General features: G+C 46.3%; 21 protein-coding genes and 1 pseudogene. 14 read left to right on the top strand and 8 right to left on the bottom strand.

Features of this window, described 5'->3' with window-relative positions:
• Both QUA38_RS15750 and QUA38_RS15745 read left to right on the top strand, forming a co-directional pair.
• Window positions 1–201, top strand: a pseudogene (locus QUA38_RS15750) (hypothetical protein); the annotation flags it as partial.
• Window positions 202–272: 71 nt separating this feature from the next.
• Entirely contained in the window at window positions 273–1,601 is a 1,329-nt protein-coding gene (locus QUA38_RS15745) for a GH39 family glycosyl hydrolase (RefSeq protein ID WP_333163244.1), read from the top strand.
• A gap of 94 nt (window positions 1,602–1,695) precedes the next feature.
• On the opposite strand, the gene QUA38_RS15740 is transcribed toward QUA38_RS15745, so the two are convergent.
• Window positions 1,696–1,995, bottom strand: a complete 300-nt coding sequence (locus QUA38_RS15740) for a contact-dependent growth inhibition system immunity protein (RefSeq protein WP_333163242.1) — start codon at window positions 1,993–1,995, stop codon at window positions 1,696–1,698.
• Window positions 1,992–2,531: an RNase A-like domain-containing protein gene (locus tag QUA38_RS15735; protein WP_333163240.1), complete on the bottom strand. Its 540-nt coding sequence runs from the start codon at window positions 2,529–2,531 to the stop codon at window positions 1,992–1,994. The genes QUA38_RS15740 and QUA38_RS15735 overlap by 4 nt, the downstream gene beginning before the upstream one ends.
• Window positions 2,532–2,849: 318 nt before the next feature.
• Between QUA38_RS15735 and rfbF the strand changes: the two genes are divergently transcribed.
• The 5 genes from rfbF (at window position 2,850) to QUA38_RS15710 (ending at window position 7,684) form a co-directional block, all read left to right on the top strand.
• Window positions 2,850–3,626, top strand: coding sequence for a glucose-1-phosphate cytidylyltransferase (gene rfbF / locus QUA38_RS15730; protein WP_333163238.1), 777 nt, complete (start codon window positions 2,850–2,852; stop codon window positions 3,624–3,626).
• Between the two features lie 154 nt (window positions 3,627–3,780).
• A complete protein-coding gene (locus tag QUA38_RS15725) occupies window positions 3,781–4,845 on the top strand; it encodes an acyl-CoA dehydrogenase family protein (protein WP_333163236.1) in 1,065 nt (354 codons plus the stop codon).
• A gap of 84 nt (window positions 4,846–4,929) precedes the next feature.
• On the top strand, window positions 4,930–5,661 hold the full coding sequence (locus tag QUA38_RS15720) for a cyclase family protein (RefSeq protein ID WP_333163234.1): 732 nt from the start codon (window positions 4,930–4,932) through the stop codon (window positions 5,659–5,661).
• A gap of 176 nt (window positions 5,662–5,837) precedes the next feature.
• Window positions 5,838–6,584 carry a DUF1995 family protein gene (locus QUA38_RS15715; protein ID WP_333163232.1) on the top strand — a complete coding sequence of 249 codons (747 nt, stop codon included), beginning with the start codon at window positions 5,838–5,840 and terminating at the stop codon, window positions 6,582–6,584.
• Window positions 6,585–6,913: 329 nt separating this feature from the next.
• Entirely contained in the window at window positions 6,914–7,684 is a 771-nt protein-coding gene (locus QUA38_RS15710) for a metallophosphoesterase family protein (protein ID WP_333163230.1), read from the top strand.
• A 172-nt stretch (window positions 7,685–7,856) separates the two neighbouring features.
• Here the strand turns inward: QUA38_RS15710 and QUA38_RS15705 are convergent, their stop codons facing one another.
• Window positions 7,857–8,708 carry a M48 family metallopeptidase gene (locus QUA38_RS15705; RefSeq protein ID WP_333163228.1) on the bottom strand — a complete coding sequence of 284 codons (852 nt, stop codon included), beginning with the start codon at window positions 8,706–8,708 and terminating at the stop codon, window positions 7,857–7,859.
• Window positions 8,709–9,080: 372 nt separating this feature from the next.
• Here QUA38_RS15705 and QUA38_RS15700 point away from each other — a divergent pair, with 372 nt between their 5' ends.
• A complete protein-coding gene (locus QUA38_RS15700; protein WP_333163226.1) occupies window positions 9,081–9,605 on the top strand; it encodes a DUF4330 domain-containing protein in 525 nt (174 codons plus the stop codon).
• Between the two features lie 335 nt (window positions 9,606–9,940).
• Here QUA38_RS15700 and QUA38_RS15695 read toward each other — a convergent pair whose 3' ends face one another.
• Complete coding sequence (locus QUA38_RS15695; RefSeq protein ID WP_333163224.1) at window positions 9,941–10,846, bottom strand: alpha/beta hydrolase; 906 nt, start codon at window positions 10,844–10,846, stop codon at window positions 9,941–9,943.
• Window positions 10,847–11,375: 529 nt separating this feature from the next.
• On the opposite strand from QUA38_RS15695, the gene QUA38_RS15690 reads away from it, so the two are divergent.
• Entirely contained in the window at window positions 11,376–11,993 is a 618-nt protein-coding gene (locus QUA38_RS15690; protein WP_333163222.1) for a hypothetical protein, read from the top strand.
• Here the strand turns inward: QUA38_RS15690 and QUA38_RS15685 are convergent.
• Window positions 11,961–12,896 (bottom strand): hypothetical protein, encoded by a 936-nt coding sequence (locus QUA38_RS15685; RefSeq protein ID WP_333163220.1) that lies wholly within the window; start codon window positions 12,894–12,896, stop codon window positions 11,961–11,963. The genes QUA38_RS15690 and QUA38_RS15685 overlap by 33 nt on opposite strands.
• A gap of 1,115 nt (window positions 12,897–14,011) precedes the next feature.
• Here QUA38_RS15685 and QUA38_RS15680 point away from each other — a divergent pair.
• The 3 genes from QUA38_RS15680 (at window position 14,012) to QUA38_RS15670 (ending at window position 17,445) form a co-directional block, all read left to right on the top strand.
• A complete protein-coding gene (locus tag QUA38_RS15680) occupies window positions 14,012–14,914 on the top strand; it encodes an MBL fold metallo-hydrolase (protein ID WP_333163219.1) in 903 nt (300 codons plus the stop codon).
• A 244-nt stretch (window positions 14,915–15,158) separates the two neighbouring features.
• A complete protein-coding gene (locus tag QUA38_RS15675; protein ID WP_333163217.1) occupies window positions 15,159–16,373 on the top strand; it encodes a bifunctional riboflavin kinase/FAD synthetase in 1,215 nt (404 codons plus the stop codon).
• Window positions 16,374–16,536: 163 nt separating this feature from the next.
• Window positions 16,537–17,445 (top strand): MoxR family ATPase, encoded by a 909-nt coding sequence (locus tag QUA38_RS15670; RefSeq protein WP_333163215.1) that lies wholly within the window; start codon window positions 16,537–16,539, stop codon window positions 17,443–17,445.
• A 255-nt stretch (window positions 17,446–17,700) separates the two neighbouring features.
• Here the strand turns inward: QUA38_RS15670 and QUA38_RS15665 are convergent, their stop codons facing one another.
• Window positions 17,701–18,909 carry a glycosyltransferase gene (locus QUA38_RS15665; protein WP_333163213.1) on the bottom strand — a complete coding sequence of 403 codons (1,209 nt, stop codon included), beginning with the start codon at window positions 18,907–18,909 and terminating at the stop codon, window positions 17,701–17,703.
• Window positions 18,910–19,300: 391 nt separating this feature from the next.
• On the bottom strand, window positions 19,301–19,507 hold the full coding sequence (locus tag QUA38_RS15660) for a hypothetical protein (protein WP_333163211.1): 207 nt from the start codon (window positions 19,505–19,507) through the stop codon (window positions 19,301–19,303).
• Window positions 19,508–19,620: 113 nt separating this feature from the next.
• On the opposite strand from QUA38_RS15660, the gene QUA38_RS15655 reads away from it, so the two are divergent.
• The gene (locus QUA38_RS15655; RefSeq protein ID WP_172192102.1) at window positions 19,621–19,947 is read left to right on the top strand and encodes an MgPME-cyclase complex family protein; all 327 of its coding nucleotides are present in this window, start codon (window positions 19,621–19,623) and stop codon (window positions 19,945–19,947) included.
• Entirely contained in the window at window positions 19,944–20,681 is a 738-nt protein-coding gene (locus QUA38_RS15650; RefSeq protein WP_333163209.1) for a hypothetical protein, read from the top strand. The genes QUA38_RS15655 and QUA38_RS15650 overlap by 4 nt, the downstream gene beginning before the upstream one ends.
• Before the next feature lie 67 nt (window positions 20,682–20,748).
• On the opposite strand, the gene QUA38_RS15645 is transcribed toward QUA38_RS15650, so the two are convergent.
• Window positions 20,749–21,691: tetratricopeptide repeat protein (locus QUA38_RS15645; RefSeq protein WP_333163208.1), on the bottom strand; the 943-nt coding region annotated here is incomplete at its 5' end.

Below are 21,691 nucleotides of genomic sequence, written 5' to 3'. Positions count from 1 at the left end.
ATGGTGAATAATTTGCAATCTGCTTGGGCTTGCACACCTTATTTTACCACAGAAACTATCTTTGATTGGGTGAAAAACTTTGGTATTTTTGCTGCGGAAAAAGGAGTTACATTCGATGCCAACGAGCTGATTAACTCGCGTTCGTGGCAACAAGTGATAGAATCAATACAGGGTTTTGAAGTGTTGTCATCCGTTCGTTAAAACTGAGTTATTGCAGCATTCTTAGGAACGGGCAAGATGCCCATTCCACCAAACATAAACTACAGAAAAATATGCAACTTACATTCAAGTTCCCACGTATTAATAAACTGTTGCCAATTGGTTTAGTTATTGTCACTGTTCTGTTAATAGCCTATTTGGGACAGCCAAGAGCGATCGCCCAACTGCGATCGAACGTGACAGTAGATTTTGGACAGCCAGCCACCGGTACAATTTCCATGAGTGGCATCCTGCACGGAATCGACACTGCCAAACCACCGGATAGCTCGATAAAACCCTTGCAGCCGAAACTTTGGCGGGCGGGGAGACTCGATATTTACGATCGAGTAATCGCTAGCGGAGCCGAGTTTCAGTTAGTAGTTAGCGACTTGTGGGGCTACGGTAGCAATCCCAATGGCTGGCCCTATCAAAACTACCCTGCGTGGGAAGCATTCATCCGACAGTTAGCGCAGCAAAATAAAGGCAAGAAAATTATTTGGGATGTATGGAATGAACCCGATTTAAAAAATCCGTTTTGGAATGGAAGCAGAGAACAATTATTTGAAACCTACAAAAGAGCTTACAAAATATTGCGGGAAGAATTGGGGCCCTCAGCAATGATTGGCGGGCCAAGCCTCGGCGGCTACAGCAAAGAATATCTTGCCGCTTTTTTGGATTACTGCAAGGCTAACAAACTTGAAGTAAACTTCCTATCGTGGCACGAACTTAACGACACGATGATTTTATTTGTTGACGATCACGTAATTGAGGCTAAACGCAATTTTCAGCAAAGTCCCTCTTACAAGGAACTGAAATTGCAAAAAATTTACGTCAACGAAATTGTCGGGAACTTAGCGCAGTACCAGCCGGGGGAAATCTTAGGTTATTTGTATAACTTAGAGTATGCAAAAGCTGACGGTGCTTGCAGAGCTTGTTGGGAGAGTAAAGGGCCAAATAAAGTTAGCAATTGCTTCAACAATACGCTGAGTGGGATGGTCACGCCGAATACTTTTGAGCCAAGAGCAGCTTGGTGGACTTACAAAGCTTATGCTGAGGGAGTTAATTCGCGGGTGAGGAGTTGGTCAAATAACAATCGCCTTGTCGCTTTAGCCAGCAAGTCAAATCTTGAAGGTAAAGCACAGATACTTTTAGGTTATTTCGACCCCAATTTTTCCTCAGCAACAACGGTAACATTAAGCATCGGGAATTTGGAACAGCTAGGTATTCAAAGGGGTCAGAAAATCACTCTAAAATTAGAAAAGATTCCCAACAATGAAGAAGGAGCAGTGCAAAAGCTTGTCACCGTTAAAGAAGAACAAGTTTCGGTTAGTAGCGGCAGCTTAGCTTATGTTATCCCTAATTTCAACGTCCACGAAGGCTACTTATTGACGGTTAGCAAGTGAGCTAGCTATCCTATTGAATTGTGGATAACTTGTAGGACACGGCACTACCGTGTCCTTACAAATATATAGCCGCATTCTTACAAATATATAAAGTTTAGTTGGGACTTGTCAAAGACTTTTGCACGGATTCCAACCATTCTCTGACTGTTTGATTTTCGGATTGGGGGTCGTAGTAACACCCTAATTCATCGAGGATGAATGCTTCTAAATCGGCTGCGGCGATCGGAATTTCTAACAATTGGCTGAGCTCTTGCGATGCAGCTTCAACACTTTCGGGCGGTTCGCTGCTGCGGTAGTTGTTCACTACATCGCTGGGAGTGTCAGCTTCTAACGACCAGTCTTGGTGAAAGTATGAACTGAAAAATTGGGTTAAATGAGGAAATTGATTGATCATTGGGGATAGGCTGTGAGAATAAAGTATCCGGGAGGTAATTTGGCGCTGCGCTGAAGGACGATTCTCAGGCGAGATGTTGAAGTTGCTTTGGATGCGCGGCGACGCAAAGTAATACCAATAATTCTGTTGGCGTTGTAGTCGATCGTATAACGATTGCCTCGACTTTTCACCCAGGAGTCGATCGCACTTTGATTTCTGTTCATTGCTTCTGCAATAGCCGCTTCGGCGACGGAACGGTCAGTAAAGGAAGATGCGGCAGAAATTCTCGTTTCGCTGGCGAGTCGCTGTGCTAGTTCTGCTTCTGTTTTACCAACGTGTCTCTCTAAAGTGTGTCCTCCTACTGATTCGTGAAAGTCTAATCCGCCGCCCGGTATGTTGGGTACAAAAGCTACAGTCGTTTGTGGTATAGTTGAGATTTTCGGTGCAACAACCGTGGCGTAAACACCAGGTAGAGCCGATTGGAATAATATAATTATTGAGGCGATCGCACAGAGGATACCTAAAAACTTTTTTAGGCGATCGAGTTGATTTTTCATTGCTGTTGAATCTATTTCTTATATTTATAATAGGTATTTGCTGTTCTTTTGTCTATTTATTAATCAACTCTTAATAAGTTAAAAATTGCGCTGTAGTCAAATATACTGTCCGCAGTACCCACCCTACTGTTAGTTAGAAATTGCGCGCAGCATTTAAATATACGGTGCGGTCGCGCGTACCCTAGAATTATTTATAAGAGTTCGTGATTTCTGCGGTTTACAAAGCTTCACTCACTATGAGAAAATGTTAATAATTCTTTGAAAAAAATCTTGAGGATTGATGATAAATTAATTTATCATCTTTAAAAATGTGACAAAATGCAAGTAGTTATCCTAGCCGGCGGTCTCGGTACTCGTCTCAGAGAAGAAACAGAATTTCGTCCCAAACCCTTAGTTGAGGTGGGGGGGCATCCGATTATTTGGCACATCATGAAAATCTATGCACACTACGGTTTCCAAAACTTTATTGTGTGCTTGGGCTATCGCGGCAACATGATTAAAGAATATTTCCTTAATTATGAAGCCATGAACAATGACTTTACTATCTGTCTGGGACGCCAAAATATCATCACTTATCACGAGGAACATCTCGAACAAGATTTTAAGGTGACACTGGCTGAAACTGGCGCAGCAAGCATGACAGGAGGCCGGGTCAAACGGATAGAAAAATATATCGATCGCGAGAATTTCATGGTGACATACGGCGATGGAGTAGCTGATGTCGATATTGACGCCTTGATGGATTTTCACAAGTCTCACGGGAAGCTGGCAACTGTCACTACATTTCGCCCGATTTCTCGCTTTGGAATTTTGGAGGTAGACAGCGATAGCCGCGTAGTTCAATTTACTGAAAAACCTCAAATCGACGGCTGGATCAGTGTTGGATATATGATATTTAACCGCCGGGTATTTGAGTATTTGGGGGGAGATGATTGTATTTTAGAACAAGAGCCAATGCAGCGTTTGGCCGCAGACGGGCAATTGATGGCTTACCGTCATGATGGGTTCTTCTTTGCGATGGATACTTTTCGAGAATACAAGTATTTAAACGAACTTTGGGATGAAGGCAAGGCTCCTTGGAAAGTGTGGAAATGAGTGAGTTTGGGAGCGGAATTTTAGGCACGCTCCACAATAATTTGAAGAAAAATAAGGCAGATTCTACGTTTATTAAGTACACCCCGTGAGCGACGGAGTAGTAGGGACACGGCAGTGCCGTGTCCCTACCTCTGCTATAAAATAATTATAAAAAATGGATTCCCAAGATATTCTCAACAGTACAGAAACTTACCTACAAAAGTGCGTTGCACCTCACGCGGAAATTATCGACACCGACTCGGAAGCGCTGAAAACCGCAGTTGCTGAATTGGAAGATCGATCGCTCTTAGCATTGCGAGTTCCCCAAAAATGGGGCGGTGCCGAAATTGCACCGGAGATTTTTTACCAATATCAGGAATTGACGGCTCGATATTCCGGCGCTTTGTCTTTCCTGCAAACTCAGCACCACAGCGCAACTGCCATGCTTGCCAACAGCGACAATGAAATGCTAAAAAGCAGATACTTGCCCGCGATCGCCCAAAAAGAGTTACGCTTGGGTATTGGGTTTTCGCATTTGAGGCGATCGGGCAATCCTGCCGTCACCGCAACTCCCACAAAATCGGGCTATTTACTGTCAGGAAAAGTTCCTTGGGTAACAGGTTTTGGCTTGTTTCAAAAGTTTATTGTAGCGGCGGTACTTCCTGACGAAAGCTCTGTTTTCGGTTTAGTGCCTTTTGCCAATATTGAACGCGAATCGGGGAAAATAGCTTTTAGCGAAATCATGCAGTTAATTGCCATGAACTCGACTAATACTGTGACAGCCACTCTCGATAATTGGTTGCTGCATGAATCGGAAATAATTTCACTTAAACCTGTCGGCTGGATTTCGGAAAACGACAGCAAAAATATACTGAATTTTGTCCCCGGTACTTTTGGCTGTATTCGAGCGGGATTGGATGTAATTGCAGCAGCGGTGGCTGCTAAGAATTCACCTTTTATAACGGTGGCTTGCCAAAAACTAGAGCAAAAGCTCGATCGGCTAAAACAGAAGTTCCCACAATCTCAACATAGCTCAAAAGCAGAACAATTAGCGCTGCGAGCTCAAGCCATTGATTTAGCGGTGCGTTGCGGGCACGCGGCGGTTGCAGTTTCTAGCGGTGCTGCTAACTGTGTGCTACACCCCGCCGGGAGAGTTTATCGAGAAGCTTTGGTGTATACTGTTTCCGGGCAAACCAAGGATGTGATGGAAGCAACGCTCGATCGACTAATCGAATTTTAGATTTTATATTTTATATTTTATATTGAGATCGCAGAAGGTCAAAAACTCAAGTGTGGTTAATAAATAATAGATATATTTAACCTGATGACAAACAACTTCCACTCAAATAACTTAAAAACGATCGCCTACAGCCAAATTATAGACTTAACCCATGTAATTCATCCCAACATTCCCATCTGGCCCGGAGATCCAGCGACAGAAATTGCCCCAGTAGCTCAAATAGAAACAGACGGGTATTTCCTGCGAAAATTCTCAATGGGAGAACACAGCGCCACTCACATCAACGCACCCAATAGCTTTTATGCAGCAGGCGCCAGCATTGATAGTTATTCACCGCAGTCGCTAGTTTCCCCTGCAATTACGATCGACATCCGCCAGCAAAGTCTTGCCAATCCCGACTACACTTTAACAATTGATGATATATTGGCTTGGGAACTGCACCACAAACTTATAGAACCGGGAAATCTAGTTTTATTGTATACTGGCTGGCAAGAAAAATGGGATAATCAGGGAGCATTTTTCAACCGAGATGAGCGCGGAATTTGCCACTTTCCCGGATTTGGCAAAGCAGCAACTCAATTTTTGCTAGAAGAACGGTCTATCGCGGGCATTGGAACCGACACCCACGGAGTCGATACTGGGCGAGATGAAAGTTTTACGGTTAACAAATTGGTATTGGAAAAGCAGCGAATAGTGCTGGAAAATCTGGCAAATCTCGACTTATTACCTGCGGCTAACATCACTTTAGTTATCGGAATATTGCGTCTTTTGGGAGGTTCCGGTTCGCCCGTATCGGTGTTAGCTTTTGTTGCTTAATGCAATAAAAGTTACATCTTGCACCATGCTCAAGAACAGGCAAAATGCCTGTTACAGAAAAAGGGAATTTTCTTGTTTAACAGGTATCTTGCCTGTTCCTAAACAGGTAATTGAAAATGGTGCAATATCTCAGGTAAAATTAGATTGAGAGAAGTCGAGTAAAAATAATTAGATTAATGACAGAACTGCCGAAGGATCTAAACGAGGCGATCGCCCAATCCCGCATTGCCACCGCCGCTGCCCTCTCGGACGGCAAAAATCTACTGCAAGTCGAATTAGTATTTCCAGAAATCGCCCTGCAAGCACAGTCTATCACCTTACAATTCCTCCCAGAATTTGAGGAAATCTACCCCGGAGTAAAAGTCTTTTTTCCCGACACTGGTGCGGCAGCCCTCGCGCGCCGTGACTGGGGAGAAACACCGTTTAAAGTCACTGATTTGGGTAGCAGTCGCACCCCTGTTGAAGATAAAATATCAGCGGAAGATCAACTTTTCCTTTTGATCAATCCAGCAGCCGTAGAAGTTGCCCAAGTCGAAAAAATTTACATAGCTGCGGCCGGTCGCCCAGTAATTCTACTCAACCCGCGCCTGGAAGATGTTGCCACCATAGGTATAGGCTATGCGGGCCGCCAATTGCGCGATCGATTCCTCAGCAAAATTGAATCCTGCTACTATATCAGACCCCTAGACACTGCTGCTTTATTCCGCTGCTACCCTCAATCGTGGCAAGTGTGGCTGGAAACAAATGACGAATACGAACTAATTTCTGAAACCGCCCAAAAACCAGTCGGAGACGATTTAGAGCGGATTTTAGCCAAAGCTTTCGGAACCGACGATCCTGACTCCACCACACCTGCCAAACCTGTAAAAAAGAAAGGTTTTTTGGCAGAACTCCAGACATTCCTCAAAGCTTTGACTCAGTGACAATCGTTAAGGCTCGATCGTATTTTAGGGTGTGTCAGCTAGGATTACTTTCGACTTAATCCGTCGCCTAATCGCTGATGCGCCCTAAAGCGTGAAATAACTCACAGCTTTGCCTCACTAACAGCAGTTGCAGAAGCACAATTAACAGCTTGCCTCTGTTTTTATCAGTAGCTAGGCAAACAGGTACTGGCGAGCTTTACAGAATCTTTATACAAAGCAGTATAATGGGTGACACCCCTCCACCGTAAAAGAGGAGAAGCAAATAGCAGCAAAATCAGATGCTATAAGCTAGAGATGGGGCTTTTGAGTCAGGGAAGCGGATAAACACAATGGAGCATCGGCGCATTGTTATCGGGGACGTACACGGGCATTACGACGGCTTAATGACCCTGCTAGAGGCACTTGCCCCCAGCTCGAACGATCGCGTCTATTTTTTGGGAGACTTAATCGATCGTGGCCCCAAAAGCGCTCAGGTATTAGATTTTGTGCAGCAAAGCCCCTACCAAACTCTGTTGGGCAACCACGAACAACTGATGCTGGAGGCTTTGTCGGGGACGCCGATGGATATGCGAGCGTGGCAATCTTGGCTCTACAGTGGCGGCGATGCGACAGTAGCGAGCTACAGAGATACAGGCATGATGCCGTACAAACACTTAGAGTGGCTGCGATCGCTCCCCACGCATCTGGACTTAGGGGACATTTGGCTGGTTCACGCCGGCGTTGACCCCCATCTGTCGATCGATGAACAGTCGATCGAACAACTTTGTTGGATTCGCAGGGAATTTCACACCATGTCGAAACCCTATTTTCCCAATAAATTAATTATCACCGGTCACACGATCACCTTTACCTTTCATGGGGTCAGACCGGGCGAATTAGTCAGGGGCGAAGGGTGGTTGGATATTGACACGGGTGCTTATCATCCCAAAAGCGGCTGGCTGACAGGATTTGACCTCAGCTACCGCAGAGTTTATCAAGTAAATGTATTTAACAATCAAGTCCGAATTTTGCCGTTTGACGAAGTTGTCAGGCAATTGAAGCCGCAGCCGATTGCACCCCCGAAACCTGCGATCGATTCTGTTGTTCCACAGCAGTGTTAAATCAAGTTTTCGTTGTAGGGTATGTCAGCTTAAGTCCGATCTCTGAAATCGAAATTAACTTGCTGCTGACTTACCCTAGTAACTGGATTTATTTTTTAACGAACCGCGAAGACGCGAAGATCGCGAAGTAAGAGAAGAGAAAATAAGAGAGTACCTGACTGATTTACATTTGCTACGAACCTAAAAGCCTGCGGATTTCTAGCCTGTAATCCTCATTATCCAAACCTTCACCACTAGCAAGATCGGGATCTATAGCCTGCGAAATAGCAGCAATGCGATCGCCAGTTGCCGGGTGAGTGCTCAAAATGCTAGGAGGAGAAGGCTTGTTGAGCAACTTTTTCATAAAATCAACCATCCCAGATTGAGCGTAGCCTGCTCGCCCCATAGTTTGCAATCCCAACTGATCGGCTTCATACTCAGCTTGGCGGCTGTGGGGACGGCGCAAAGCCAGTTCCACCCCAATCTGAACCGCCTGAGATCGATCGAGCCCTGTGGCGGAAGCTACACCTGAAGCTATGGCCATTTGACGCATTTGTTTAACCGCGTGGCGAGCATTAATGTGAGCTATTTCGTGGGCGATCACACTTGCCAATTCTGCCTCATTGTCCGCCGCTGCCATTAAGCCTTTATTCACATAAACAAAACCGCCCATAGTTGCAAAAGCATTAATCGTGTCGTCGTCAATGACTTGAAAAGTATAAGGAATATTCGGACGAGTGCTTTCTTGAGCGAGTCGTTGACCGATGCGGTTGATATATTCTCTAGTGTCCCGATCGCGGTCAATCTTAAACTCGCTGTTCGTTAACTGCTGATTAATTTGTTGGCCAATAGCCACCTCTTGTCGATCGGACATATTCGACAATTGAATAACTTGAATGCCCCGAAAAATCAGTTCAGGCAAAGAAAATGCTTGAGTCGGTTCCGGGGAAACCACCCCGATACCCGCAGCCACAATCAGGGACAGAAACAGATAAATCCCCCGACCACAAGTACGCCGGCAAGTCAACCAAAAACTTTTTAACATGAGTGATACGTGCCAGAAGTTAGATAAAATTGTAGGAAAAACTCGAAAAGTCACTAAATAGGCAGACGTAATTTGAGGCTGCTTAGTTGCTATTCTAGCTTTTTGTCAATTTTTAACGGCGCCACCAGCTTTTGGGCGATCCAGTCAAGGCTAACCAACGGCCGTTAACTGCCTTCTGGGTTAAGTGCCCCAGTCATGCGGATTTTGGGCTATCGTTGTGGTAATATCTTTTAGCTTCAGGACTTACGCATCAATAAAGTATGTCATTGCCAGCGGTAGCTCAGCAATAGCAGCATCTGTTTTTCATCGATGTCTGCGTAAGTCCTGAGCTTGTAAACATACTCCTGTCGCTATCAGTATAATAGGCGATTTATGAAAATTTTGGATTCTCAAGGCCGGCTGTTCGGCAAACTCAGCATTCTAGACGTAGCTGCCGCTCTGATCGTACTGCTAGTTGCAGTCGGAATCTTCTTCTTTCCCGGCACTTCTGGCGGTTCCGTCGCCCAAGTCGGCACCAGTGTCAAAGCTGTAGAAATTGATGCAATTGCGATCGGTCTCAAAGGAACAAACGTTCAAGATTTGTTCAAACCAGGCGATAAAATCAATGTGGTAATCCGCAATCAACCCTCCGGTCAGATTACCATCAAATCTGTCAAAACTCTCACCAGAACCCTAGCAGTTCCTCAGCCCAACGGCACTCTGAAAGCTCTCCCCGATCCCAGAGAAGAAGAAGCCTTCAGCAAAAATATGATGTTTACCTTAGAGGGAAAAGGTCAACTTACTGAAAATGGCCCGGTTTTAGGTAATACGAAAGTCAAAATTGGTACTACGCTAGAGCTTGAAGGCAACAAGTACATTTTCAACGCCAGCGTTATCGACGTGCGAGTCAAAGAATAATTAGTAGTCAGTTGTCAGTTCACAGTTGACAGTTGTCAGTGGTTATTGGTGTCAAATTCAGACTAAAATTCATGATAAATCTCGCTTCTAGCAGAGTCTAGATCCCCGCTAGTCGCTCTTAAGAAAGGGGGGGACAAGATTATTGTCAAAGTCCCCCTTATTAAGGGGGATTTAGGGGGATCTAGACTTGGATATAAACGAGAGATACAGCGGTCTTTAGGATTAAGTTGACATCTATGGGTAGTGGGGCATTAATCTTCCTTCTTCCCTCGAACCTGGAACCTATATCCGTGACATAAGTTTGCATCCGTTAAAAAATCCGTTGCCGAACTTCTTCACCCTTCGGAAAGCAATTTTAAGTATTGCCGAATTAAGCCAATCGTAACAGCGGGAATTTCTAACTGCGGAGTCAAACCTACGTTTTCCAAAGGTTGAAAAACTTTGATTGCTTCGGGGTTGAGGTTGGCCAACCGCTGGCCGATATCGGGCCCGGTAAACTGCGATTTTTCTCCCCAAATAATCGCTGTCGGCGTTGTTAGCTGAGTGATGTACAGCGACAAATCAAAGCACAAATCTCCCCGCACAAAAGACAGGGCGGCATATTCTGCATTTGGTTCCAAAGCAGATGCGAGGTAAGCATCAACAATTTCTTGGTAAACGCGGCGGGAATCGGCAAATTGACGTTGTTCTAGGAAGCTACGGATGCCGCCGTCTGTGGCGATTCCGGTACTGTAGAGCAAGCGATCTAAAATCGGCGTGTTGACTAGCTTAGCGAAGAAACTGCTGCCGTAATCTTGTCCGAAGTCCGACAAACCGCTGGGTATGGTCAAAATTAGGGATTTGAAGAGATCCGGCCGTGCGATGGCAGCTCGAATCGCGATCGCCCCTGTTAGCGAAGAAGCAATCACCTCTGTCGGACTGCCACAAGTTTTTTCGATAAATTCGATCAACGTTGTGATATAATCTCCTACCTGATAATTTCTTGCCGGATGTTCCGATCGCCCCCAACCGATTAAATCAGGTGCTAAAATTCGATATTCTGTCGCAAAAGCCGGATAAACTTTCGACCATTCATAGGCACTCGACCCGCCACCAAAACCGTGAAAAAATACTAAGTTTGGTTGATTTTCCGAAGTTGAGGTCGGCAACCCCATCCAAGGCATTTTTTCAGCAGTGTAGTAAACCATTCTGCCGAGAGAAGTAACTATTGATCGCTGACCGAAGCCGAGGGGTACAAGCATAAACTAACCTCAATCGCTGTTATATTTTAGATTCTTTTCCATCGCCCCGTCTTTGTTTAAAAAACTTGCAAAGCTGGTGGCGTTTTTGTAAAGATTGAGTAATGATTTAAATCTATTTTAGTACAGGTGAAGCGTGAAACTACAGACAGCAAGTAAGTTTTGCGATTTGGGCAATTCGGCTGTGTAGTTCTCCTTACCCTTGCAAACTACCGCCGATCGGAGATAATAGCAAAATGATGGGTAAGACCCCTCACCAAAATAGAGTCTGTTCGCCAACCCCGAAAGCAGGCGCTCGGAACAGAGGACTATTAGAACTCGCTTTCAGGCAGGCGGCAGGTTGGCCGACCCTGGCCAATCACAAATCATGAATCACGATATTTTGCGGAGCAGTGGCTTTTGAGGTCGAAAGTCTTTGTTGGAGGGCGGGCAATGGGGTTTCGATTCCTAATTGTAGGTTTGGCAATCACTGGCCTCGCCGTTATGAATTCCAAAACAGAAGAAACAACTAATCTCAGGGAGGTCTACTAAAATGCAACTGCTCAGAAAACGGGATCGCGAGGGTTTTATGGTTGATGCAAAAAGTCTTCAATCTGACGGGTTTGCAGAATTTGACACAGCCTGTCGAAGCATAGATTTAAACGACAAAAAGTCTTTTGTCGCCACTCCAGAACGCTCAGGCGCAGGGTCAGAGATGCGATCGCGCGCCACAACAGTACCTGCGATCGTCCGCGTAGCTTTAGAAGACTTGAAATGCTTTGAAGTAGTAGAACACCAGTTTGCACATTGGGGGGTGACTTTTAGCAATGCCGTAGCCATCCAACCTTCAAACCCAGCCTTTTTCACGGGTTCTGGAGCAACAGTGTTAATGGGGGCCCCCAAAAGCGGACTGATAGAAGTAACTTTTAAGTATCCAGTTCGCTGGGTGTCAGGACTTGTCACCAGTTCGCGACGAACTGTTTTATCTGCTTGTGACATTGACGGCAACCCAATTGTTCAGGATGAAATGCCGGCGCCCAATCTGGTCGGGTCTAATTCTCCGATCGCCCCTAGGGCTCCCCTGCGCGTAAAAGCTCGGAATATTCATAAAATTACTTTTTACGCTTTTGACGGTCAGCTAATAGTCGATGACTTGATGTTTGGATTTTAAAGCCATGCCATAAGTAGCATCCCAAGTCTGCAAACCTTCGAGAAGGGCATTGCGGACTAAAGCTTCTGGTTCCCGACTCAGCATCAGCCGAAAGCACTCCGCAGCGCGGGAACGGGCGATCGAACTTTTGACTGAACTTACAGGACCAAACCCACCCTTATTCACCAAATCGGTCATTTGTCGCACTGCAATCAAACGCTTCACGGGGTCAGCATCAGTCAAATCCGCCAAGATGCGATCGAGCGCCACTTCATCTTTTGCGGCCCTCCGACTCAACCCTTGCCGCAGCAACAGCCCTGCAATTGCGATCGTGCCCAAATTCTGCAAAATCACGCTCAAAGCCATCCAGTGGCTCTCGGAGTCGGCCCAAATCGCCAAACTCATGTAAGCCCCCAAGGTAGCAATCCCCCCCGTACCCACGGCTAAAACGAACCGGCGGTTCGGGCTCTCCCAAAATTGCTCGCCTTTTGATCGCAGCAATTGCCAGTCCCACGACTGCCCTCGGTAAACCAGCATCATCGCTGCTATCCCCAGGCCGGTGGAAAAAAGTAACTGACTGTTCCACCACCCCCAAACTGCTGCCAGGGTGACAACTGCCAGCCAACCTTTCGATCGAGTCCAATGCTCTAGCAGCCACTTGAGAAGAGCAGTAGAAACCACAGGCGATCGGGTCCAGGAGGTCTTACCATCTGCCCTCCTACGCCTTGTTTCTGCAGTCCTGCCTGTGGCTGTTGGGGTTCCCGGCGGACGATGATCGTCCGAACTAAATTCCCTCAAAGCTTGGCCATCAGTTATTTCTAAAGACAGGTCGCTCAAGGGGAGATTACCTAGTTCCAAAGTACGATCGGACACTTTCACAGGCGATCTATTCAGCTTGGCTGTAGTTTTTTTAACTTGATTCATACTGAGTTTTTTGAAAAATAACTTAAAGTTATCCAGCCTTTTTTAGCACTGATTTAGATTCTCGGTAAACAAGAGTCTAAGACTCTATGATACCCGAAATTCAAACCCGTGACGAGTACCGCAACTGCGCGGAATTCCGAGAAATCATTACCCAAAATAGAGCTATTGAAGATTGTTGAGAAAAGCACCACAGGTTAACAGGGAATATTTCTGCATCACTCTTGAGACAGAATGGCGCTCGGAGTTGGCATGATGGCAAAAAATCGAAATTTTTTATTTTCCAAAAATAGGTGAATTTTGAGTGATTCGATTCGTCCGCCAAGAAATGCACGACGAAAACTTAGCCTTTTGCCCCCAGGCCCGGACTCTCGCTGCTACCCCGGTGTCAGATGAGGCTGGGTTCAGCTTGACCGCTAGCTGGACAAACCGCAGCCTCTGGGCGGGTCGAGAATCCAGACAGTATTGGTTGATAATTAATAGCAGAAGCATTCCTAAACTGCTAAGATTTTTGAATTAATGGGAGTTGAGTTAATTAAACCGGGTTCTGGTAAAAAGGACTCCCTGATGCTCATGGGCAGGGGTTAAATGGCGAGAGCATCTCAAGTCTGATAAACTAACCGTCATTCTTGTAGAGGCGTGTTCACGCCCGATGGGCAATATCAGCCAGATATCGGCGCCAAACAGCCCCGACACCTGCATATTATGGTTGATCGACCGGACTAGATAGCAGGAAAGCCATCATCTAGGTTCCAACCCGTAAAGCAGCAAGGGAAAAAACCGACCGCGCGATCGTGTTCGGCAAGTGCGGAGGCTGGAAAAACAGCAGCTTTTGACCAAACTCATACAGAACTGCGGTCCCAAAGTGTGTCTGCGAAGGTTAGGCTAGTGGAGAGAGGAAAAGAATAGTTACGATCGAGACTTGATGAGTCTACCTCGTAATTTATTGCTCAGTTGTCAAGCCCAACAGTTTTGCATTCTCGCGATGAGCGAGACTCTTGGCACTTCCAACAAGTGGGGAACTCGACCGTCAAAAAACTTGGGTTTGATGGTAAAGCCCTTAGTAATATGTAAACAACTTACCGATAACTCGCCGGAACAATCTTGCAAGAAAACCAATGTCTAGTATGCAAAACCAATTCACGGTTCACTTCTGGGGCGTTAGAGGTAGCATAGCGTCTCCCGGGGCAGAAACAGTACGTTACGGGGGCAACACGCCCTGTGTAGAAATGCGAGTGGGTGACAGTCGCCTAATTTTCGATGGTGGTACTGGATTGCGGGTTTTGGGACAAACTCTCCTGTCCCAGATGCCCGTAAAAGCTCATATGTTTTTTACTCACTCTCACTGGGATCACATTCAAGGATTCCCATTTTTTGTCCCAGCTTTTATTCCTGGGAACTGCTTTCACATCTATGGGGCTATTGCTCCTAATAAGGCTACTATCCAGCAGCGCCTCCACGACCAGATGCTGCACCCCAATTTTCCGGTACCCCTACAAATTATGGGGGCAGACCTGAAATTTAACGATATAGAAGTGGGCAAACCGCTGGAACTCGGAGAGATTAAGGTGGAAACTGCTTTGTTGAACCATCCCGGGGAAGCTATAGGCTACCGCGTCAACTGGCGGGGGTATGCGGCTGCTTACGTGACTGATACCGAACATTTTCCCGATCGTTTAGACGAAAATGTGCTGCATTTGGCTCAGGATGCTGAGGTGCTGATCTACGACGCTACTTATACCGATGAGGAGTATTATGCCGAGAAGAGCAGCAAGGTCGGCTGGGGACATTCGACTTGGCAGGAAGCGGTGAAGGTGGCAAAGGCTGCTAATGTCAAAAAATTGGTGATTTTTCACCACGACCCGCTGCACAATGACGAGTTTTTAGACAGGGTGGGAGAACAAGTGGCTCAAAGGTTCCCGAATAGCTTGATGGCGCGGGAAGGTTTGTCGTTACAATTGCTGCCTCCTGATAGCGATTTGTCGGAAGCGTCGGTGCAAGCGCCTCAAGTGTCTGTCTGAGGGATTTGAGCTTGTCAAATGGTTCTGAAATCTCGATCAATCAGTGAAATCTGAAATTTAAGCGAGGGCTGACCTCACTCCAAGACGGATACCGTGCCACGTACTCCTGTCGTGGAAAACCCAAATGTTTAGACCAAAGTTCAAACTTGCAGATTTATCTGTGGAGTCAATTCTAAAATCTAAAATCTAAAATCTAACATCGACTGGTGATCGCAATCTGACTAAGTATGTCAAAATTTTAAGCGTGTGGGTAACTTCTTCTTGTACCGCTGCTCTAACTCCAACTTCTGTTGCCTTGGGAAACTTTGATGGTTTGCACCTAGGGCATCGACAAGTCGTGCAGCCAATTTTAAATCGATCGCCTGGACCAAATTCTGCGACGGTTTTTGCGTCGGGGCAAAACACGCGCTCAAACGTTGACACCGATCAAAATTTGCCAAGGGAATATCCGGCGATCGGCGAAAATGACTCAGCAGCACCGTCCGATCGAGCTGGCACCAGCCATAATTTCGAGGGTTTGATAGGCCCCAGGGCAGAGGGCAACAGCCTCTCTGGTCGCGATTCTGATGGGGTCGATCGACTTTACAGCACTGTGGTGACATTCGATCCCCACCCCCAAGAATTTTTTACGGGTCAACCGAAAAAACTGCTGACGCCTCTGGCAGAAAAGGTAGAATTGCTCGCAGCAATGGGCGTCGAGCAACTTGTGCTGCTGCCGTTCGATCGAGAATTGGCGGCCTTGACTGCTTGTGAGTTTGTCGAGGAAATTTTGGTGCGGCAACTAAAAGCGAGTCGAATTAGTGTGGGGGTTGATTTTCGGTTTGGACGGGGACGCGCTGGGACGGCTGTGGATTTGCAGTCGATAGCCGCCGGTTACGGTATTGATGTTGCTCTTGCACCCCTCCACAATTGCGGTGAGGGCGATCGGATCAGCAGTTCAGGAATCCGCGAAGGTCTGGCATCCGGCGATCTCACAAGAGCGAATCAGTTGCTGGGGCGACCTTACAGTTTAGTCGGGACTGTGGTTGGGGGACAGCGGCTGGGTAGGACGATCGGATTTCCCACTGCTAATATCGAACTGCCGCCGGAAAAATTTTTGCCACGTTTTGGCGTGTACGCGGTGCGAGTCTCGCTGAAGCATGGATGGGAAAAGATGAAAGAGGAAAGTTCTTCCTATCGGTGGGAAAATCCCAAATCTCTAATTCCCGGCACACCATCAAATCTATCTTTTGTCAATGGGGTGGTGAATGTTGGTTGCCGCCCGACGGTAGACGGCCTGCAACCCACTGTGGAAGTTCACCTGTTAGATTGGTCTGGGGATTTGTACGGTAAAACCTTGAGCGCGAGTTTGGTAGAGTTTTTGCGACCCGAACAAAAATTCGCTTCTCTGGATGCTCTCAAAACTCAAATTCAGACAGATTGCGATATTGCTAGAAGCCTCTTAACTGCTAAAGTCTAATAATTATGTGATCTAGAACGGGCGATCGCATTTAAAAATGGTGCAAGATGAGTCAGACTAAATTCTAGTTGTACAAATCAGAAGTCCACAAGGCAAAGACTCAAGATTTTGGCAATTTGATGTTTGATCCACAATTAGCAATTAGCAATTAGCAATCAGGGATATGAGACAACATATTGAACGGCTCAAACAAAATCTAGGCAAGACTATTGTTGGCAAAGCTGATGCTATTCGCTTGGTGCTGGTAGCAGTGCTTTCTGGCGGACACGCGCTGCTGGAAGATGTGCCTGGTGTGGGAAAAACGCTGCTGGCGAAGTCTTTGGCGCGATCGATCGATGGTAAGTTTCAGCGGATTCAGTGCACTCCCGATTTGTTACCGACGGATATCACCGGTACTAATATTTGGAATCCGCGCAGCGGAGAGTTTGAGTTTTTGCCAGGGCCAGTTTTTGCTAATGTTTTGCTTGCCGATGAAATCAATCGAGCGACGCCGCGAACTCAGTCAGCTTTGCTGGAAGTGATGGAAGAAAAGCAGGTGACAGTAGATGGAGTTTCTCGAAATGTTCCCGCGCCGTTTTTTGTGATTGCGACTCAGAACCCGATCGAATATCAAGGCACTTTTCCACTGCCGGAAGCCCAGATGGATCGGTTTACTTTGTCTTTGACATTGGGCTATCCCGCTGCTTTGGAAGAGTTGCAAATGTTGGAACGGCTTTCTGATAGTTTTGCTGTTGAAGATTTGCAGCCTTGTATTTCTTTGGAAGAAGTGCAGGAATTGCGCCGTTTGTGCGCTGGTGTGAAGGTGGAAGGCTCTTTGAAACAGTATATTGTAGATTTGGTGCGAGCGACGCGGGAGGATGAGGAGATTACTCTGGGGGTGAGTCCCCGGGGTGCGGTGGCTTTGCACCGGGCGTTGCAGGCTTTGGCGTTTATGGAAGGCCGGGATTATGGGACTCCTGATGATGTGAAATATTTGGCACCGCACGTACTTTCTCACAGGTTGATTCCGGCAGGCGGAAAGAGGGCTAAGGCGATTGTTGACAAGTTGGTGCGGTCTGTTCCTATTCCTTAAAAAGTTTGTAAGTAGGTTGTTTTAATTAAAGGAACAGGCAAGATGCCTGTTCCACAAAGAATGAATTTTTTTGTGGAACAAGCATCTTGCCCGCCCTTTTTATATCAAATCCGGTGGCATGGGAATTAATATTACCCACAGTCACGACACGGCGCCTGATCGTTTCCCGAAAATTAATTGGGTGATGGTTACATTCGAGGGGGGCTAATGATTATTGTGGGGTAGGGAAACAGCATAGCCTTACTACTTTTTTAATCACGGCTTAATAGCACTTTCAAACAGCGCGACTAATTTTTTTGCCTCTAAATCAACATTGTGTTGTTGAGCAACTCTCTCGGCTCCTGTTTTCCCCATTTGTTCTAGCTTTTCTAAAGGTGCTTCCAATACCGCGCGCATCGCTACGGCTAATGCTTCTGCGGAACCGGGAGGAACTAACCAACCGCAAACACCGGGTTCTACGAGCTCGGGGATGCCAGCAACATAAGTGCTAATTACGGGCCGATTGAGAGCGAGGGCTTCCATAATTACGACGGGCAAACCTTCAGCAAAGCTCGGCAATACCATTGCCCGTGAAGCTAAAATCTCTTGCTGAACTCGATCGCCATTGGCCCAGCCGGTAATTTCTATATGATTTTGCAGGCCGAGTTGCAGAATCTGCTTTTCAATATCCGATCGCAGCGGCCCGTCTCCTACGAGTACCAACTTAAACTCTAAGCCTTGAACTGCTAGCAAGTTAGCAGCTTCTAGCAATAACAAATGACCTTTTTGTTCGCTGAGCCGGCCAATGCAAGCTAAGCGTGGTGCTGCGGGTATGGGGACGTAGGGTGCAGCTAAAAATGCAGCATCTACGCCGCAGTGTATGACGTGAATTTTTGACCAAAAAGTGCGATCGCACCACCGAAAAAGCTGACTTTTACCGAAGGAACTAACTGCCGCTACAAAGGTCGAGCGCTTAATTTTTTCGTCTAAGGAAAGAAGAGTCGCTTTATCAAATTCTTCAGGGCCGTGAACGGTGAAACTGTAAGTCGGGCCGCCAAGCACGCGGCACAGCATTGCGACTGTTGTGGAATTGGTCCCGAAGTGAGCGTGAACGTGTGCTGTACCGGATTCTGCAAACCAATTTAAAAGAATGCAAGCTTCTGCTAAATAAGCTAGATGCAGCAAAATTCCCCGTTCCGAGTGCCAGCCAACTTTGAACATTAACCGCACAGCTTCGATGAATCGAATGGGTCTAGTTGCGGCAACGCCAAGCAAACCCCACGCTAAGCCCTGTACGCCAACTCCTAAGATTACTTTAGTCAATTCTTGCTCTAGTTTGTCGGCCCCATCAACGAGTTCTGACTCACAGGATCGGATCGAAAAACGTGCGACTTTCATGCCGCAATTTTCAACGGCTAGCACTTCTCTGCGGACAAAGCTGTGGCTGACTTTGGGATATTGGTTGACTAAATAAGCGATGTTCATGAACGGGGAGAAAATTTGATGGTAAAACTTAGATAAGTTTAGCCTTTGGTTGCAGTACGTGGGCAACAAATTTAGCTAATTTGTTGAGCTTATTAGAGCAGGGGCGGAGGGCGATCGCTTTTGGGGGAACGGGGCAAGTGACAGCGGGGTGATCGCTATTCCGGCGGGAGGAAATCAATCCACACATTTTACATTTTTAATACAATAGCCAGGACACTTTTTAGGTAGTATTTACAAACCATTGATTTTCACGCAGGCAGCTCGATCGCCCAATCGTCATGAAAGCTTTATTTTAAGGTTGGCAATCAAAAACTGTCTGAAGTATTTTCATATGCAAACCACTACTAATCAGGTTTAACAGCCCCAGATTGTCTCAATAATTGGTAATTATTCAACCTGCAATTTCATCTAATTTCCGATTGTTACCTAAATTTTCCCGAAAATCACCAGCCCGAAAAATAATCGCCCAAATCCCCAAATAACCAGCAACTCTGGCAACTCTCACAACTCCCCCAACACTCACCACCAAAGATTTTTCTGAGGCGACTTGCTCTGCATCTACCCAAGATGACAGCAAATAAGGTAAAGTAAACGGCACAAGAGTCTAGAACTCTCCAACTGCCGCAACTCGGCAAACCCTCGCCTGACCAGCAAAACTGGCCGATACAGGCGACATTAACCGCTAACGTCAACCTCTAACAATCGAGAAAAATGCAAACCTACTACTACGTTTTAGCCAGCCAACGCTTTTTGCTAGAAGAAGAAGCCCTAGATGAAGTGTTTAAAGAAAGAACTCGCAACTACAACGAACAAGAAAAACAAATAGACTTCTGGCTAGTCAAGCAGCCTGCTTTCCTAGAAGCACCGACAATGGCAGAAGTTAAAGCAAAATGCCCTCAGCCAGCCGCCGCTATTATTTCTACCGATCCAGTCTTCATCACCTGGTTGAAACTGCGATTAGAATATGTACTGACAGGTGAATTTCAAGCACCCTCACCAACTATTCCCGATGCCCTTGCATCCCTACAGACAGCATGAACAAAATAGCAAAATATCCGACAAAACAACTAACAACAATTAGGGGTAAACTGTACAAATTTATTTTGTCTCTACCCCTATTTTCTGCTACTTCGATCGCCTTTTTGGTATTGACAATTTTATCGAGTTCTGTTAAGGCTCAGTCGAGCTGCCAACCGCCCCAGCCCGATGAATATCTACTGTTAATTGTCACCAGAACACCCGAACAGCAAGAAAGAGCAAAGCGCTCTTTCCCTGGAAATACTAACAACACAGTTTGTCGGTACATCAGCGACACGGTGACGCGAGTTGGTGGCTTTCGCGACTCGCAAATCGCCAGCGATTGGGTTAAATACATCGAAGATGTTGTCGGATTGCAAGCTTACGTAGTACGATCGCCCGCAGCGGCACTACCCCAAAATTTGCCAGTCTACAACCCTCAGCCAGCACCAGGTTCTGAACCAATCACCAATCCTTCAACCGGCAATCTTGCCTTCAATCCCCAACCCCTGGGCCCTGGTTATGCAGTGTTAGTAGATTACTTCAACCAACCGGAATTAAGCGCCCAAGTCAGGGAAGCATTAGGCACGCAAGTAGGCTTAGCTTCCTACGGCCAGCGTCCCTTTTTATTCGTCGCTTATACAACGGATCAAAACGCCGCTACTGCTGCGGTAAAAGCATTGAGCGATCGAGGTTTTTGGCCGATGTTAGTAGACAGTCGCCGAGTTACCGTAATTGCTCCCGCTGTTCGCTAAAAGATAAAACTTGGCAATTGAAATTGCTTCTTGTCAAACAAAGTCCGCCTAAGCGGACTAATAACAATTATTGTTGTTGTTGGGATTCTAGCGGGCTGCTTCCTAGCTGACTTTCGGCCCGTTTTTTTGCTTCCATTGCCGCTCCGTAATCCGGTTTGTAGCGAATTGCTTTGTCATAGGAGGCGATCGCATCTTCGTATCTTTTTACCGCCACCAGTGCATTGCCGCGGCTGTACCAGGCTTCCGAGTAGTCAGGCTTGACATAGACAGCTTCATTGTAAGAGACTAGCGCATCTTCGTACCGCTTTAAATTGGACTGAGCATTTCCTCTATTGTACCACGCTTGATATTCTTTCGGGTTTAAATCTAAGGCTCTGCTGTAACACTCAATTGCTTGTTCGTACCTGCGTAATTCGTGGTACGACCAACCTAAATTGTACCAGGCTTGATAATAATCAGGTTTTAATTTGACAGCTTTTTCGTAAGCTTCTACCGCTTCTCCATGCCTCCGCATTTTAAGCAAAGCGATACCTTTACTGTACCACCCTTGATAAAAATTTGGCTGAAATCGCACGGCTTTTTCGTAGGCTTCAAAAGCTTCTTGGTTTTTGTTTGATTCTAGAAAAACATTGCCTAAGTTATACCAAGCTTCATAATTATCAAATTTGATTTCAACTGCTTTTTGATAGGATTCAACGGCTCGATCGTACTGTTTTAATTTTTGATAAGCTTGTCCCCGATTGTACCAAGCACCGTACAAATTGGGCTGAAACTGTACAGCTTTTTCGTAGGAGGCGATCGCTTCTTCGTACCGCTGCGAATCTAACAGAACATCGCCTCTGCCTTCCCAGGCGGAGGCATAGTCGGGCTGGATTTTCAAAGCGTTATCAAAAGAGGCGATCGCCTCTTGAGACTGTTGCAACTTCTCCAAAGCATAACCGCGTCCCGTCCAAGCTTCCAAGTATTCCGGCTTTAATTCTATGGCTTTATCATAAGCTGACTGCGATTCT

The organism is Microcoleus sp. Pol12B4 (assembly GCF_036701385.1).
Classification (GTDB): Bacteria; Cyanobacteriota; Cyanobacteriia; order Cyanobacteriales; family Microcoleaceae; genus Microcoleus.
This window is presented reverse-complemented; position numbering and strand designations above follow the sequence as displayed.

Bases quoted from the DNA above. Each gene is read 5' to 3' on its own strand.
- QUA38_RS15650 (WP_333163209.1), top strand. From the start codon at position 19,944: ATGAACAAAATAGCAAAATATCCGACAAAACAACTAACAACAATTAGG.
- QUA38_RS15685 (WP_333163220.1), bottom strand. From the start codon at position 12,896: ATGAATCAAGTTAAAAAAACTACAGCCAAGCTGAATAGATCGCCTGTG.
- QUA38_RS15715 (WP_333163232.1), top strand. From the start codon at position 5,838: ATGACAGAACTGCCGAAGGATCTAAACGAGGCGATCGCCCAATCCCGC.
- QUA38_RS15680 (WP_333163219.1), top strand. From the start codon at position 14,012: ATGTCTAGTATGCAAAACCAATTCACGGTTCACTTCTGGGGCGTTAGA.
- QUA38_RS15690 (WP_333163222.1), top strand. From the start codon at position 11,376: ATGCAACTGCTCAGAAAACGGGATCGCGAGGGTTTTATGGTTGATGCA.
- QUA38_RS15710 (WP_333163230.1), top strand. From the start codon at position 6,914: ATGGAGCATCGGCGCATTGTTATCGGGGACGTACACGGGCATTACGAC.
- QUA38_RS15725 (WP_333163236.1), top strand. From the start codon at position 3,781: ATGGATTCCCAAGATATTCTCAACAGTACAGAAACTTACCTACAAAAG.
- QUA38_RS15740 (WP_333163242.1), bottom strand. From the start codon at position 1,995: ATGATCAATCAATTTCCTCATTTAACCCAATTTTTCAGTTCATACTTT.
- QUA38_RS15695 (WP_333163224.1), bottom strand. From the start codon at position 10,846: ATGCTTGTACCCCTCGGCTTCGGTCAGCGATCAATAGTTACTTCTCTC.
- QUA38_RS15735 (WP_333163240.1), bottom strand. From the start codon at position 2,531: ATGAAAAATCAACTCGATCGCCTAAAAAAGTTTTTAGGTATCCTCTGT.
- QUA38_RS15705 (WP_333163228.1), bottom strand. From the start codon at position 8,708: ATGTTAAAAAGTTTTTGGTTGACTTGCCGGCGTACTTGTGGTCGGGGG.
- QUA38_RS15720 (WP_333163234.1), top strand. From the start codon at position 4,930: ATGACAAACAACTTCCACTCAAATAACTTAAAAACGATCGCCTACAGC.
- QUA38_RS15670 (WP_333163215.1), top strand. From the start codon at position 16,537: ATGAGACAACATATTGAACGGCTCAAACAAAATCTAGGCAAGACTATT.
- QUA38_RS15745 (WP_333163244.1), top strand. From the start codon at position 273: ATGCAACTTACATTCAAGTTCCCACGTATTAATAAACTGTTGCCAATT.
- rfbF (WP_333163238.1), top strand. From the start codon at position 2,850: ATGCAAGTAGTTATCCTAGCCGGCGGTCTCGGTACTCGTCTCAGAGAA.
- QUA38_RS15655 (WP_172192102.1), top strand. From the start codon at position 19,621: ATGCAAACCTACTACTACGTTTTAGCCAGCCAACGCTTTTTGCTAGAA.
- QUA38_RS15665 (WP_333163213.1), bottom strand. From the start codon at position 18,909: ATGAACATCGCTTATTTAGTCAACCAATATCCCAAAGTCAGCCACAGC.
- QUA38_RS15700 (WP_333163226.1), top strand. From the start codon at position 9,081: ATGAAAATTTTGGATTCTCAAGGCCGGCTGTTCGGCAAACTCAGCATT.